Genomic DNA, 14,015 nt, shown 5'->3' with positions numbered 1-14,015 from the left:
CCTTCACCGCGGTCGCACCGGCCACGATGAGACGCCGCTGGGCGGGCAAGCACCAACGGGCACGGGCTGCTGGTCATCGCCCTGCCTGATGTCAATGGGCGGCTGCTGTGGACGACCGGTGGAGGATCGGCCGTGCCCAGCTGCGGTCCACGAAACTGTGCGACAGCGCCGGGAGGTGAATCCTTTCCGGACCTCCCTGCCTCTTATCTGTGTACCGGCCGAACGGGCCGGCGGAACCGGGAGGAACAACCAATGATGGTCACCAGCCTCGTAGTGATCGGAGCCCTGCTCGTGGGCGCGTGCAGCTGGCACTTGATTCGGCGCTACAAGAGCCGAAGCTGACCAGAGCCTGCACAGGACGCCTTCCGAGGATGAGGAGCACATGAACCAGCACTTCCCCTGGCCGGACGAGCGGCTGATCAAGGCCGCTCAGGACGGCGACGTCACTTCGCTCACCGCCGTCGTCGTGAGATCGCAGCCTCATGTGCGCAAGTTCGCCATATCGCTGTGCGCCTCACCGCAGGATGCGGAGGACGCAGCACAGGAGGCGCTGATCATCCTCTACCGAAAGATCGGCACCTTGCGGGCCACCGGAGCGCTCGCCTCATGGATGTTCCGGATCGTGCGCAATGAATGCCTCCGGCAGGTACGACTGCTCGTCTCGCGGAGCAACGAGCAGTCGGTCGAACCGGAAGCGTCAGCGGAACCGTCCGCCGAGAACGCGGTGCTGCACAGACTGGAGGTGGAGCGGATCGCGGCCGCGGTCTGTGCCCTCCCTCGTGACCAGCGGCAGATCCTGATCATGCGGGATGTTCAGGGCCTGCCGGGCAAGAGCGTCGCCCATTCGCTCGGTCTGAGCAACGCCGCGATGAAATCTCGGCTGCACAGAGCACGCGCAGCGCTGCGTCACTCCCTCGCAGTGACCGATGAAGTTGCCGATCAATCAGTCGGAGAAGCCTCATGACCGTGACCACCGTGAAGCCCGCGCACGAGGCGAAGGCCCAAGCCACCACACAGTCCGCGGCTCCCGAGTCGAACTTCGCCAGCAAGTCCGTCCCGCGCCACCTGACGCGCGGCGCCATCGGCTTCGGGCTGATCATCGGCTCGATCGGCCTGCTGCCCGTTGCCGGCCCGGCCACCCTGCTGGCGGCCCCGTTGGCCCTGATCGCCTTCCGCGGCTGCCCCACCTGCTGGATGGTCGGCCTGGCGCAGACCATTTCCCGCGGCCGCATGGAGCGCCAGTGTGTGGACGGCATCTGCACTCTCAAGGCGCGCCCGGCACCAAGTGCCGCCAACGAGCCGCCAGCCGAAATCAGCGTCCCTGCTGTTCCCAGGTGACCAGGCCACCTCCATTCGGCGTGGGCCGCGAACTGGTGCGTACTGGCTTGCATGCACGCCGCAACGCACGCGACTACGAACGCCTGCCCCAGCACTCCGAAGTGCACCTGAACTGGGCACTCATCACCACGATGACCCGACGCCTCACCCGCAAGAGCCCCCGCACCGACAACTGGACCAAGAAGCGCGGCTCCGCTTCGTGAACCGACCTTCTCTACGTCGGCATCACTCCGAGTCCTCAGCACGCCATTCCTCTTCGAGAATGCTGAACGTCAGGGAGTCCCGCCAGCCGTCCCGTATCCATGCCGTGTGTCGAAGGCGCCCCTCATAGGTCATACCGAGCTTGGCCAGCACTCTGGCGGAGCCGAGATTCCGCGGGTCGCAGGTGGCGAAGATGCGATGAAGCCCCAACTGAACGAAGCCGCGAGAGAGTAGCTGGCGCCCGATTCCTGTGCCAATGCCTTGCCCCCATACCCGAGGATGGACAATGTAGGAGATCTCGCCCTGGCGCTGCGTGTGACTGCGGACATGCAGCTCGCCCACACCGACAACGTCGTCCCCGAGGCGCGCTACATGGGCGAACCTCTGCTGGGGTGTGCTCGACCAAGCCTCGACTGCGGCCTTCACGAAATCGCGTGTCTGGTCCTCAGTGTTTGGTCCCCAAGGCTGGAAACGACAGGCCTCTGGGAGACAGGCCCACGAGTGAATGGCCTGCCAGTCATCAAACGCGATCTTGTCCAAGGACACCGAGTGCAGTCTCATGAGTTGATCTTGTCAACTGAAGTCAGACAGGACTATGGGTTCAAAAAACACCCGCTGAGTGAGCGCGAGGACAGCCGGACCCGCCCCATCCGGTGCCCGGATGCCGTCCGAAGGATTGGGCGGCGTCCGGAGACCTGCGACGACTGCACAGCACCGTCGCCGATGTCGCGCCGCTCGTGCTCGACTACGCACATGCACCCCGCACACACCCGCCGCACCTGATACTCGCGCAACAGTTCGGGTGAGTACGGGCAAACCATCGTGCGTCATACCAGTTGGCACCGTATTGACGGTGTGCTCTCCGGTGGTCCGGGGGACTATGGAAGTCCAGGCGCCTGCCGACGCAGACAGGCCGCGCTCCAGGCCGGCGGATGGCCCCGTGTCGGCGGGTGGAAGGAGTGCCGCGATGAGCGAAGCCGAAGGGCCTTCTGCGGGCCTCGACCGGGCAGGCACCTGGCGGCAGAATGAGCCCTCGGCGCCGAGCGGACTGATGGACCTGCTCGGTGTCGCGGCGGTGTTGCTGGATGCCGACGGCCGGGTCGTCCTGTGGAGCCCGCAGTCCGAAGCCCTGTTCGGCTACACCGCGCACGAAGCGCTCGGGCAGTACGCCGCCCGGCTGCTCGTCCACGAAGACCACAGCGACTGGGTGATCAAGACGTTCGCCGAGGTCATGAAGACCGGCCAGAGCTGGGGCGGCACGTTCCCCATCCGGTGCAAGGACGGCAACACTCGGTCGGTGGAACTGCGCAACATGCGGCTGCTCGACGACCGCGGCGACTTCTACGCCCTCGGGCTCGGCACCGACTCCGCCACCCTGCGCGAGCTGGAGCGGGACGTCGCCCTGTCCACCCGGCTGATCTCCCAGTCCCCCATCGGCGTGGCGATCTTCGACACCGATCTCAGGTACGTGGCAGTCAATCCCACCCTGGAACACATCCACGGCATTCCCGCGACCGATCACCTCGGTCGCCGCTACCGCGAGGTCATGAGCGCCGAAGAGTTCGAGGAAGCCGAGACTGCGATACGGCAGGTCCTCAGCAACGGGCACCCGCTGGTCGACCAGGCCCCCATCGTCGGCCGCACCCGGGCCGACCCCGGGCACAAACACGCCTGGTCGATCTCGGTGTACCGGCTCGAGGACACCCAGGGCCGGGTGCTGGGAGTGGCTGAGCTGGTGGTGGACGTCACCGAGCGGTACCAGTCGGCGATGGAGGCCACTGAGACACGGCGGCGCCTGGCGCTGATCGCCGACGGCTCAGCCCGCATCGGCACCACCTTGGAGGTGGAGCAGACCGCCCGGGAGCTGGCCGAGGTGACCGTGCCCGAGTTCGCTGACGTGGTCACCGTCGACGTCCTCGACTCCGCCATCGACGAGCACCGTCCCGCCACCAGAGCCGGGCCCGCACTCTTCCGTGCCCTGGCAGTGAAGGCCGCCTATCCCACTGAGGCCCTCCAGGCCGCCGATGCGCCCGGCGAGATCGCCACGTACGACGCCGACCGCCTGGCCACCCGATGCGTGCGCACCGGCCGGCCCATCCTCGTCCGCCATGCCGACGGAAACGACCTGACGCACATCGCTCGCGACGAGGACGCCGCCACCCTGCTCGCCCGGGCCGGAGTGCATTCCTACCTGGCCGTCCCACTCACCGCCCGCGGCGCCGTCCTCGGCTTCCTGGGGATCGCCCGCGCCCGCGATCCGCAGCCGTTCGACGAGGACGACCTCGCCATCGCCTCCGAGCTGGCCTCCCGCACAGCGGTGTGCCTCGACAACGCCCGTACGCATCAGAGAATGCGCAACGCCGCCGAAACTCTCCAGCGCAGCCTGCTGCCCGAACACCCACCGGAGCTGCCCGGCTTGCAGGTCGCCTCCCGATACCTGCCTGCACAGGCCGCCTATGAGATCGGCGGCGACTGGTACGACGTCCTCCCCCTCGGCGGGGACAAGACGGCCCTCGTCGTGGGCGACGTGATGGGCAGCGGCATCGACGCCGCCGCCACCATGGGCCGTCTGCGCACCGCCACCGCGGCCTTCGCCGGCCTCGACCTCGGCCCCGCCCGCGTCCTCGAGCAACTCGACACGATCACCTCCGGACTGGACCCGTACATCGCCACCTGTCTCTACGCCGCCTACGACCCGCACGACGCCACCTGCCGTATCGCCAACGCCGGCCACCTGCCCCCCGTCCTGGTCCACAGCGGCGCCCGCCCCCGACTGCTCGACCTGCCCACCGGCACCCCCCTCGGCGTCGACGGCGTCCCCTTCGAAACCACCACCTTCCGCCTCTCCCCCGGCGACCGACTGGTCCTGTACACCGACGGGCTCGTCGAAACCCGCCACCACCCCATCGACGAACGCCTCAACACCCTCCTCCGCCTGCTCGAGGCACCCGACTCCCCGCTGGAAGAAACCTGCGACCGGCTCCTGCACAACCTCCGCCACCCCGACAACCACGACGACGTCGCGCTACTGATCGCCCGCGCACGCCCGTTCGCACAGGAACCGCAGCGTTGCCCGTAGCGGCTCTCGTCAGCCGAGTAGTCCCACGGACGTCAACCCTTGCCTCACCTATCGAATATCGATAGATTCCCATCGGAAGTCGATGGAAGGGTGGGTCATGGGAAAGCTGACCGTGGGCGCGCTGCGCGCCGTGCTCGTGGTGGTGCTCGCCGGCACCGTGTTCGTACAGGCATTGATGGTGTGGACGTTGGTCAGCGGGAGCGACCCCGAGGACGGGTCGCTCCCGCTGACCCCGCTGCGCGTGATCACGACCCTGGGCATGGTGTCGGCCCAGGTCGCCCTGGTCTGCGTATGGCGGCTGGTGACGATGGTGCGACGCGGAACCGTGTTCTCCCACGCCGCCTTCCGGTACGTCGACGCCGTGATCGGCGCGATCGTGGCGGCTGCCCTGCTGTGGTTCGCGGTCACGGCCATCAACGCTCCGGGCCAGCGCGACGACCCGGGCGTCACCGTCATCATGGGCGGGGTCGGCTTGGCCATCCTGGGGGTCGCGCTCATCGTGCTCCTGCTGCGGATGCTGCTCGCCCAGGCCGTTGCACGCGATGTCGAAGCGTCGCAGATGCAGGCCGAGTTGGACGAGGTGATCTGATGCCGATCGCCGTCGACATCGACGTGATGCTGGCCCGGCGGAAGATGTCCGTGGGCGAGCTCGCGGAACGCGTGGGGATCACTCCCGCCAACCTCGCGGTACTCAAGAACGGCCGCGCCAAGGCGGTGCGCTTCGCGACGCTCGCCGCGCTCTGCGAAGTGCTCGAGTGCCAGCCGGGCGACCTGCTGCGCTGGGAGGCCGAGGACGCCGTCGGCACATCACCTGCCCCAGCGCAGACGTGAGAACGCCTGGCACCACCGGCCCGTGACACGGCGCGTGGACCGAATGGACCTGGATCGCCGATCTGCGAGCAGCGGTTCGGCCGCTTCCTGCACCACCAGCCCGGATTACTCGACAAGGAGGAACACGGCGGAGGCAGGACACTCCGTGCGGTGACCGTCAGGTGACAAGTCTGCCCCTTTGCTAGGTGCTGGTACCGGCACCTAGCTATGGTGGGGGTATGGGAAAGCAGACGAATATCCGCCTGGATGAGGACGTCAAGGCAGCCGCCGAGGCCAGGGCCAAGCGCCGCGGTTTGAGCCTGCAGGGGTACGTGGCTGATTTGATCGAGCAGGATGTGAACGAGTCACGTGCCGCCTTCATGGCCGGTGCCACGGCGTTCCTGGCCTCGTACGCCGCGGAGTTCGAGGCGGAATTCGGTGAGGACCGGTACCCCGGTCTCCCGGAGGGGCCGGCGCGGACCGCGCCGAAGGACGCCGCGTGAATCTGCGGATCGACCTCGCCTGGATCTTGGCTGTGGCACAGCAGATCCCGGGGGACCCTCAGGTCGTCGACTACGGCGTGCCCGTAGCCGCGGAAGCACGTCATCGGGCAGAGGTCCTGGACCGCGAGGTCTATCCCGAGCCCCATCACAAGGCTGCCGCGCTGCTGTGCGAACTGGCGAGGAACCCCAGCCTGGAGGTGCGGAACCTGCTCTTCGCGGCGACGGTGACCGCGGCGTACCTGTCGGCGTGCGGACTCCCTGTGAGCCCCGGCCTGGACACCGTTCTCCCCTTGGCCCGCGCCGCCCGGGACGGGCTGCCGGTCCGGGAGGTCGCCGCTCAGATCAAAGCCTGGACGAGCTGAGCCACCCGCCACGAACTCACGCCGGCCGCGCTCGCCCGTATTCGTTGTCGGGCGCGTCACCCAGACCTGCACTCGCCCCAGTAGGGCGACGTATCGAGGTCCTGGCAGCGTGAACTGGTAGTCCGGAGTTCAGGATCCGGTGCGGTAGCGGGCGAGCATGAGGGCGACGGCTTCGTCCACGATCGCGGCGTCGGCGGGGTCGGGCGGGACGAAGTCGGTCCGTACGAGTTGAGGCCACAGGAACTGGCCGCAGATCATGCCGAGGAACTGTTCGGCCACGCCGGATGCCGACTGCGGCTGTCCGTCGGCCGAACGGAAGTCGAGTGTGCCGGCCTGCGCTTCGGCCTCCAGATAGTCGCGGAGCCGGTCGAAGAAGGGCCCGCGGTCGGTGGCGAAGCCGGTGCCGACGATATCGGCGAGTTCCGGCATCTGGGGAAGTTCGGTGATGATGAGGCGGTACAGCGCCGCCGTGCCGGGCCGCCCAACCAGGCAGGCGTAGTCACGGCCGATGTGGTCCAGACCGTACCGGGGATCACCGGGCGGGGGCGGTTCTGCGTACTCCACATCCAGCTGCCACTGCTCGGAGGTGACGGCCGCGAACAGCGCAGCCTTGGAGGGGTAACGCTTGAAGAGGGTGCCGGTGGAGACGCCGGCCGCCCTGGCGATCTGGGCCAGGGAGGTCTTGTCGTATCCCCGGGCGAGGAAGAGGTCGCGGGCGGCGCGGATGATGCGCGCGCGGTTCTCCGCTTTGATCTGCGCGTGATACCCGGCCTGGCACACATCGCCATCGGTTTCCGCTCGGTCCGCCACCGACATGCCCACGCCCCTCGCCCGTCTCCCGGCCGCATCCTCGCTGTCAGAGGACGGTCTGGCCTCCATCCAGGATAAGGTCCTGGCCCACAGCGAAGGCGGAGACGTCGGAGGCCAGGTACACGACGGCTTCCGCGACCTCCTCGGGCATACCCATGCGACCCAGCGGGATGCCGGCGCTGATCCCGTCCAGGACCGCCGCCTGCACCGTGGGGTCCTCGATGCCGAGCTTGGAGTAGAGCGGGGTGTCCACCGGGCCGGGGCTGACCGCGTTGAACCGGATGCCGTGCGACCTGAGCAGGTCCGCGTTCCACGACCGCATCAGGGAGCTGACGGCCGCCTTCGTCGCAGCGTAGGCGTTCGACTGCCCGTAGCCGCCGTGCGCGCTGTTGGACGCGTTGAGGATGACCGAGGACGGGTTGGCCAGCACGGGCACCAGGGCCTGGGTGAGGAAGAAGACGCTCTTGACGTTGATGTCGAAGAGCCGGTCGTAGCTGTCCTCCGTGTGGTCCTCGAACGGCCGCCAGTCCGAGACGCCGGCGTTCAGGAATGCCACGTCCAGCTCCCCGAAGTGCTCACGCACCCGCTCCGCCAGGCCGCGCTGCGCATCAAGATCGCGCGCATCGGCCTGCACCACCGGCACCTTCTCCCCGAGGATCTGCCGCGCCCTGTCGATGCTGGCCGGGGTTACGCCCGTGACCAGCACGTCGGCCCCCTCCGCGATAAAACGCTGCGCGGTCTCCAGGCCTATCCCGCTCGTGCCGCCGGTGATGAGGGCACGCTTGCCCGTAAGACGATTCATGTTGATTGTTCCTTGCCGAGGCGTAAGGTAAGTCGATGGACTCACCATGCGAAGGTAACTCCCGCACGGCCCTTAAGGCAAGTCAATCCACTTACCTTCGCCGATCTGGACGGTTCGGCCACGCCGGAGAAGGTGTGGGCCAGCCATTGCACGGGACGCTGATGAGCGAGGACTCAGCCCTTCGCGGGGAAGTTCGCGGCGCTCATCGGGTACCGGGGCGATCGCGTCGCAGCAGCCGCTCGGCGACCAAGTCGTAGGAGTCCTCGACCGCGTCGGTGATCAGCCGCTCGGTGATGCCGGCGCCCGGCCCCAGTGAGATCCAGTGGCGTTTGTCGAGGTAGCGGCCCGGTGTGATCGAGGCGTGGCCGCGTTCCAGCGCGCGGGCGTGTTCGGGTTCGCACTTGACCGTGATGATCTGTTCGTCCGGGTCGTCGGTGACGATCAGGAACACCTTGCCCGCGACTTTGTACACGTCGAGTGCCGGCGTGAAGGGGTAGCCGTGGCTGACGTCGGGGAGGGCCAGGGCCGCCTGGCGGGCGGTGTCCTGGAGCCGGTCACCGGGCGCGTTCACCGGGCCGCCCGTGCGCCGGTGCCGTAGGTGTGCGGGTCGACGGGCTGCTCGGCCTTGGGCAGGTGGGCGACGACGAGCCGGTAGGAGTCGGTGACGAGCTCCCTGACGAGCTCCTTGTCGACACCTTCTCCGCTCTCCAGGGTGATCCAGTGCCTCTTGTTCATGTGGTAGCCGGGGGTGATCTGGCTGTACTGCTCCCGCAGGGCGTGGGCCTCGCCGGGGTCCGCCTTGAGGATCACGACGGGCCGCCCCGGGACTTCGGTCATCAGCATGAACACCTTGCCGCGCACCTTGAAGACCTCCCAGTCGGGCCCGAAGGGGTGCTCCAGCTGGGCTCCGGGGAGTTCCTCCGCGCAGTCGGCGGCGGTCTTGTGCAGGGCCGATCCGTTCATGGGTGGTGAACCCTCTCAGGTGGTGACGGGCTGCGGCATCGAAGGAGGCGGAGGGCGCGCCACGCGGGCGCGGTGGCACGTCCCATCCTCACGTCCCATCCTTCCGTCGAAGCCGACCAGAAGGGCGGTAGGCTGCGGACACGTGATGGTCGACAAGCGACACTCCGGGCCGAGCAAGCAGGCCGGACCAGCTGCGGTTCCGCTGTACGGTTTCCAGCCCCCGGTCGGTACTCCGTACGGCCTCGAGGTGAGTACCGTCGAGGATTTCTTCGCCCAGCACGACGACTGGCCGTGGAACCCGCCCCGTCCGGGCCGTGCCACCTTCCACTACCTCATCGCCGTCACCGAGGGTGAGCTGCGGCACGACGTCGACCACGTCACGCGGACCGTCGCCCCCGGCCAGTGGCTGTGGGTGCGTCCCGGGCACGCGCAGCGCTGGCATCCGCCCGGCGCGGCCCGCGGCCCGTTCATCCTGTTCGAACCGGACGTGCTGCGGCCCGACCTCGCCCGTCTCCTGGCCCCGCTCACCGCGCACGAGGCCCCTGCCGTGCTCACCCCGCACCCCGACGACGCCGCATGGCTCCAGCAGACCGCACTCCAACTCCTGGACGAACACCGCTCACTGGGGCGCCGCCCCCTCGACATCCACCATGCCCTGCGACGCAGTCTGCTCGAATCGCTGCTGCTGCGCCTGGCCAACTCTCCGGGCATCGCCCCCATCGGCACGGCCACGGCCGATACGGGCCGCGCCGACAGGTACGGACGCTTCCTGGACGCCTTGGAGCTCCACTTTCGCGAACTGCACCAAGCCGCGGACTACGCCGAGTTGCTCGACTGCTCGGTCCGCACCCTCAGCCGCGCCGCCCGGGACGCCACCGGCAAGGGAGTACGTGAACTCATCGACGAGCGGCGCCTCCTGGAAGCCCGGCGCCTGCTGGGAGCCGCCAAGTGGGATGCCCGGGCTGTGGCCGTCCACCTCGGCTTCACCGATCCCGCGAACTTCGGCCGCTTCTTCCGCGACCGCACCGGTCTGACCCCGGCCGCCTTCGCAGCCCAGAAGTGAGGACCGACGCACAACGGAAGCCATTCCTCCGTCAGTTCCTCTTACGGATGCTCTGACCGGCCGTTGTCGACCATCGCCCAGCGGGGGCGGTTGGTCGTTGGCTCTCAGTTGCCCAGGTCTCAGTCGTCCAGAACGACGACGTGCTTGCCCGGCGTGGTGGCGGACTCGACGTCGGCCTGGGCGTCACGGACCTGTTCCAGGCCGTGATAGACCTTCGCGACCGGGACTTTGAGGCGCCCTGCGGCGATGGCCTGGAGCTGGCGGGCAAGGACGTCGGCCGGGAGATCGGCTGCCTGACCGCCGTACGACGTCAGCCGCACCCCGTGGGGATCATGAACGGGGTGAAATCGGAGATCGTCCACTGGCCCGCCAGGGCTCCGGTGAAGCAGACCGTGCCGTGCCGGCCGACGGTACGGAGGGTGTCGGCGAGGACCGAGCAGCCCACCAACTCCAGTACGGCGTCGACGCCCTCCGGCATCAGCTCGCTCACCTGGTCGGCGATCATGCCGCTGTCGACGAGGGGATGGTCGACGCCCGCGGCCCACAGTTCCCCGACCCTCTGCGGGCTGCGGGTGGCGGACAGTACGGTGGCTCCGAGGTCCTTCACGATCGTGGCCGCGCTCAGCCCAGGTGATCAGCCCGTGGTGGCCCTACGCTGTTCCGTATCGTCCGAAGGCCGTCAGGGGCGGGCGATGTTCTCGAACAGGTCGAGGACTGCCTGGTAGTGGGCGCTGGGCTCGTAGGGCGGGTTGACGACACTTCCCGAGGTGGGCCGGTCCGTGACGGCGGGCCACAGGCGGGTCTGCTCGCCGGTGACGAAGTCGAGGACGATGTCGCGGACACGCGTGTCACGGGCGGCCTGTTCGGGGCTGCGGCCCGGCTGTTCCTGGCCGACCAGGGCGTACATCTCAGTGCCGTGCACGGCGGGCGAGCCCTCGGCGGGCCCGATCATGAGGAGATGGGCGTTGCCGCCGGCGGCGGCGTGGGCCAGAGCGCCGCGGGCTGCGGGGAGCGTGAAGATGTAGTCCGTCAGGAGCGCAGCGCGGACCTCGGCAGGAGTGCGGCCGCCCTGGTCGTAGACGTCGACGATCCTCTTGGCGCGGGAGCGGGGAATGCGCCACCCCGCGAGTTCGTCGGTGACACGGTCGACGGTGTGCGGGTCGAACCGGTCGAGGTCGTTCGCCACCCACCAGCCCATCTCGTCGCCGGCCGTGCTCAGGAGGACGTCGATGTCCCGGTGCGAGCCCGAGGCCAGGACGTCCAGGGGGTGGGCGTGCAACACGCCGCCGGGCTGTTCGGCGTCCAGGACGACGCCGAGGCTCTTGTTGTACATGCCGCCCCGGACTCCGAGATCCGTCGGACAGACCTTGCGCAGGGCGGCCACCAGGGAGGCCGCGTCGAGATCGATCAGCTTGTCGGTGTTGCCCCCGACACCGAGTTCCGTGACGAACCGCTCCGCGAGCTCCTCGGCCCACCAGGCCGGGACGATACGCGAGGACGCGCCGGAGAACCCGGCCAGGCGCCGGTACAGGCCGTCTGCGGAGGAGGCCCCGAGCAGCCCGAGGGTGGTGTAGGCGCCGGCGCTGTGGCCGAACACGGTGACCTGGTCGGGGTCGCCACCGAAGTGGGCGATGTTCTGCTTGACCCAGGTAAGCGCGGCGATGACGTCCTGCAGGCCGAGGTTGCTGGCCTCGGCGAGCCGCCCGCCGTACTGGGAGAGCGAGAGCGCGCCCAGTGCGCCGAGCCGGTAGTTGACCGACACGCTCACCACGCGTCCCGTCGCGGCGAGACCGGCGGCGTTCGAGGTGGTCTGCGTGTTCGCTCCGTACTCGAATCCGCCGCCATGGATGTACACGGCCACCGGCAGCGCCTTCCCGGCCGGCTGCTCGGGAGCCCACACGTTCAGGTTCAGGCAGTCCTCGCCCATCCCGCTGTCCGCTTCGAGCCAGTCGCCGCTGTCGGGCTGGACAGAGACGACGCCCTTGCGGTCATAGGGGCGGTCCGGATCGAAATCCGCGACCACGGGGCGGCGGTATCGCTCGGCGGTGGCGAACGGGATTCCCCACCAGAACCGCACCCCTGGTGCAGTCGGAGCCTTTGGCGCGGTCGCGGTCATGGCGTGAGATTCCTTCCGGCGCGGTCGGGATATTTCGCGCGGTGTGTCGGCTAGTGGCTGCTTACAGTGACGCTCCCCAAGCATGTCCTGTGCCCCCACAAATAACCTGCCGCACAGCGGCCACCCGATGGTCACCAGGCGACACTTGTCTGCTCCTCCTCCTCTTGCACCCTTGTGCATAGTCGGTCAGTGACCAGCTGTGGAAGCGGTATGTCGGGGAGGGTTCGATTGACTCCGTGTGCGACCCCGGGAGCCGTTCCGATGTCGCCCGCCACCTGGTGGGGAAGTTCCCCGACGACCGAGTGCGTCGCGACATGTACTCCGCCGCCGCCGAAGGGGCGTACCTCTCCGGGTGGATGGCCTTCGACAAGCTGGCCGCCCGCTCCGGCGACGCCCGCTGTCGGGCCATCTCCTCCGCGCCATGGCGCACCAGGCTCTCGACCTCGGGTTGCTCAACAGGGCTAGTAGGACTCCGTTAGGTCTGCCTGCCGGCCGTGTTCAGGGGCATGAGGAGTGTGTGGACGTACATGAAGTCAATCGTGTTCGGGCGGCGTTGACGTTATTCGTGGCGGATGTGTTCGCCTCGGTGCCGCGCAAGGACCAGCGGGCCAAGAGCGACTGCTATCTGCGGGGACTGATGACGGACGGCCGCCGCAAGTCCATCCAGGCCATGCCTTGCGGCGGCCGGACGGCAACGAGCAGAACCTGCAGCAGTTCGTAAACCAGTCCACCTGGGATCCGGTGCGCCGGCGGATCGCCCAGCGGATCGGCCCGGACGCCTGGGCGGTCGATGACGTGTCGTTCCCCAAGGACGGCAGGATGTCGGTCGGCGTCGCCCACCAGTACTGCGGCGCTTTGGGCAAGCAGGCCAACTGCCAGGTCGCGGTCAGCGTGCACGCGGTCACCGACGCGGCCTCGTCCGCGACATGCAGATCGGGCCCGTAGGCACGCCGCGCGCCGTGGAATGCGAACAGGAACGGCGCCGTATCCGCCTCATGCCCCTCGGGCGCGTGCGCGGTCAGCTGCTGCGGAGGGATCGCATCGGCATCGCGTAGCGGATCTTCGACCACGGTGAGACAACGTTCCTCTCCCGGATGAGCTCGGCCTTCCAGCCCTCCGGTGTGTCCAACTCCCTCGACAGTGCTGAGCATGGGGCTCGGTGATGACGAGCAGGAGGCCGCGGACAGCGGCCGGCCTTGCCCGGCCGCCCCCTGAGGGAAGCGGCCGGGAAGACCGGCGGACCGTACGTCAGCAGTCGTTCTCCCTGTAGCTGGCCTTGCTGTATACGCCGGTACTCACGTCTTCGAAGGTCCAGCGGCCCGAATCCCCACGCCACACGTCGAAGCTGTGGTACTTGCCGTAGTAGGTGGCCACGATGAGCCCGGTGTCGGTAGTGCTCTCGTACTTCAGATGGCCCGTCCAGATGCCCCCGTCGACGTCCGGCAGCCAGGTCCGCTTCGCGTCCAGCTTGCTCATGGTGCCCTTGCCGACGATGCCGTCGATGGTCAGGCCCCAGCGGCTCTGCAGGTTCCGCGTGGCGAACTTGGTCTTGGAGCCGAATTCGCCGTCGATGTCGGACTTGGCGAAGCGGTATTCGGAGTTCTTCATGGCGCCCTCGGCGTAGAGGACGTTCTGCCAGAAGCAGGTCGCGCTGGAATGCGAGTACGAGGTTGTGGACAGGGTGCCCTCGTCACCGAAGTCGTCGTAGATCGAACCGGCGCCGCTGATGTACCCGTCGGACGCGGCGGCCGAGGCGGGCGTCGTGCTGACCGCCAGGATCGTCGCCGCCAAGGCGCCGATCGCGGCCGAGGCCATACGGGCCTGCTTGGTACGGAAGTTCATGCAGTTGCTCCCCCATTGAGATGGTGCACGTAATGACGAGCATCACCCTGCCCTGCGGACAGTCATCGCAGGCCGGGTGGAACAGAAGGTAGCGAGGGCTGTGGGTGGCGGGCAAAGCGCACGGTG

The 14,015-nt window shown here is 68.2% G+C and carries 14 protein-coding genes and 4 pseudogenes; 10 read left to right on the top strand and 8 right to left on the bottom strand.

Going from position 1 to position 14,015, the window contains the following annotated elements; all coding sequences use genetic code 11:
* Window positions 1–382: 382 nt before the first annotated feature.
* From ACN6LB_RS34415 to ACN6LB_RS34405, 3 genes and pseudogenes are all read left to right on the top strand, one after another.
* Complete coding sequence (locus ACN6LB_RS34415) at window positions 383–964, top strand: RNA polymerase sigma factor (protein ID WP_445029259.1); 582 nt, start codon at window positions 383–385, stop codon at window positions 962–964.
* The gene (locus ACN6LB_RS34410) at window positions 961–1,338 is read left to right on the top strand and encodes a hypothetical protein (protein ID WP_445029258.1); all 378 of its coding nucleotides are present in this window, start codon (window positions 961–963) and stop codon (window positions 1,336–1,338) included. The genes ACN6LB_RS34415 and ACN6LB_RS34410 overlap by 4 nt, the downstream gene beginning before the upstream one ends.
* 47 nt (window positions 1,339–1,385) lie before the next feature.
* Window positions 1,386–1,523, top strand: a pseudogene (locus ACN6LB_RS34405) (IS5-like element IS4811 family transposase); the annotation flags it as partial.
* A gap of 40 nt (window positions 1,524–1,563) precedes the next feature.
* Here the strand turns inward: ACN6LB_RS34405 and ACN6LB_RS34400 are convergent.
* Window positions 1,564–2,100, bottom strand: coding sequence for a GNAT family N-acetyltransferase (locus ACN6LB_RS34400; protein WP_445029257.1), 537 nt, complete (start codon window positions 2,098–2,100; stop codon window positions 1,564–1,566).
* Between the two features lie 406 nt (window positions 2,101–2,506).
* Between ACN6LB_RS34400 and ACN6LB_RS34395 the strand changes: the two genes are divergently transcribed.
* From ACN6LB_RS34395 to ACN6LB_RS34375, 5 genes are all read left to right on the top strand, one after another.
* On the top strand, window positions 2,507–4,618 hold the full coding sequence (locus tag ACN6LB_RS34395; protein WP_445029256.1) for a SpoIIE family protein phosphatase: 2,112 nt from the start codon (window positions 2,507–2,509) through the stop codon (window positions 4,616–4,618).
* 97 nt (window positions 4,619–4,715) lie between these two features.
* Complete coding sequence (locus ACN6LB_RS34390) at window positions 4,716–5,207, top strand: DUF2975 domain-containing protein (protein WP_445029255.1); 492 nt, start codon at window positions 4,716–4,718, stop codon at window positions 5,205–5,207.
* Complete coding sequence (locus tag ACN6LB_RS34385) at window positions 5,207–5,449, top strand: helix-turn-helix domain-containing protein (protein ID WP_445029254.1); 243 nt, start codon at window positions 5,207–5,209, stop codon at window positions 5,447–5,449. Before ACN6LB_RS34390 ends, ACN6LB_RS34385 begins: the two co-directional genes overlap by 1 nt.
* Before the next feature lie 218 nt (window positions 5,450–5,667).
* Window positions 5,668–5,931, top strand: coding sequence for a hypothetical protein (locus ACN6LB_RS34380; protein ID WP_445029253.1), 264 nt, complete (start codon window positions 5,668–5,670; stop codon window positions 5,929–5,931).
* Window positions 5,928–6,293, top strand: a complete 366-nt coding sequence (locus ACN6LB_RS34375) for a hypothetical protein (protein ID WP_053679687.1) — start codon at window positions 5,928–5,930, stop codon at window positions 6,291–6,293. The genes ACN6LB_RS34380 and ACN6LB_RS34375 overlap by 4 nt, the downstream gene beginning before the upstream one ends.
* 129 nt (window positions 6,294–6,422) lie before the next feature.
* Here the strand turns inward: ACN6LB_RS34375 and ACN6LB_RS34370 are convergent, their stop codons facing one another.
* From ACN6LB_RS34370 to ACN6LB_RS34355, 4 genes are all read right to left on the bottom strand, one after another.
* Window positions 6,423–7,109 carry a TetR/AcrR family transcriptional regulator gene (locus ACN6LB_RS34370; protein WP_445029252.1) on the bottom strand — a complete coding sequence of 229 codons (687 nt, stop codon included), beginning with the start codon at window positions 7,107–7,109 and terminating at the stop codon, window positions 6,423–6,425.
* Between the two features lie 40 nt (window positions 7,110–7,149).
* Complete coding sequence (locus tag ACN6LB_RS34365; RefSeq protein WP_445029251.1) at window positions 7,150–7,905, bottom strand: SDR family oxidoreductase; 756 nt, start codon at window positions 7,903–7,905, stop codon at window positions 7,150–7,152.
* Between the two features lie 202 nt (window positions 7,906–8,107).
* Entirely contained in the window at window positions 8,108–8,476 is a 369-nt protein-coding gene (locus tag ACN6LB_RS34360) for an MmcQ/YjbR family DNA-binding protein (protein WP_445029250.1), read from the bottom strand.
* On the bottom strand, window positions 8,473–8,868 hold the full coding sequence (locus tag ACN6LB_RS34355) for an MmcQ/YjbR family DNA-binding protein (protein WP_445029249.1): 396 nt from the start codon (window positions 8,866–8,868) through the stop codon (window positions 8,473–8,475). The genes ACN6LB_RS34360 and ACN6LB_RS34355 overlap by 4 nt, the downstream gene beginning before the upstream one ends.
* Before the next feature lie 142 nt (window positions 8,869–9,010).
* Here ACN6LB_RS34355 and ACN6LB_RS34350 point away from each other — a divergent pair.
* Window positions 9,011–9,987 (top strand): annotated as a pseudogene (locus ACN6LB_RS34350) (helix-turn-helix domain-containing protein).
* Between the two features lie 63 nt (window positions 9,988–10,050).
* Here the strand turns inward: ACN6LB_RS34350 and ACN6LB_RS34345 are convergent.
* Window positions 10,051–10,559 (bottom strand): annotated as a pseudogene (locus ACN6LB_RS34345) (zinc-binding dehydrogenase); the annotation flags it as partial.
* A 51-nt stretch (window positions 10,560–10,610) separates the two neighbouring features.
* Window positions 10,611–12,047: a carboxylesterase family protein gene (locus tag ACN6LB_RS34340; RefSeq protein ID WP_445029248.1), complete on the bottom strand. Its 1,437-nt coding sequence runs from the start codon at window positions 12,045–12,047 to the stop codon at window positions 10,611–10,613.
* Window positions 12,048–12,564: 517 nt separating this feature from the next.
* Here ACN6LB_RS34340 and ACN6LB_RS34335 point away from each other — a divergent pair.
* A pseudogene (locus ACN6LB_RS34335) lies at window positions 12,565–12,965 on the top strand (transposase); the annotation flags it as partial.
* Window positions 12,966–13,295: 330 nt separating this feature from the next.
* Here ACN6LB_RS34335 and ACN6LB_RS34330 read toward each other — a convergent pair.
* Window positions 13,296–13,889, bottom strand: coding sequence for a peptidoglycan-binding domain-containing protein (locus ACN6LB_RS34330; protein WP_445029247.1), 594 nt, complete (start codon window positions 13,887–13,889; stop codon window positions 13,296–13,298).
* Between the last annotated feature and the right edge of the window lie 126 nt (window positions 13,890–14,015).

This window comes from Streptomyces sp. SAS_270 (assembly GCF_052543295.1).
This window is presented reverse-complemented; position numbering and strand designations above follow the sequence as displayed.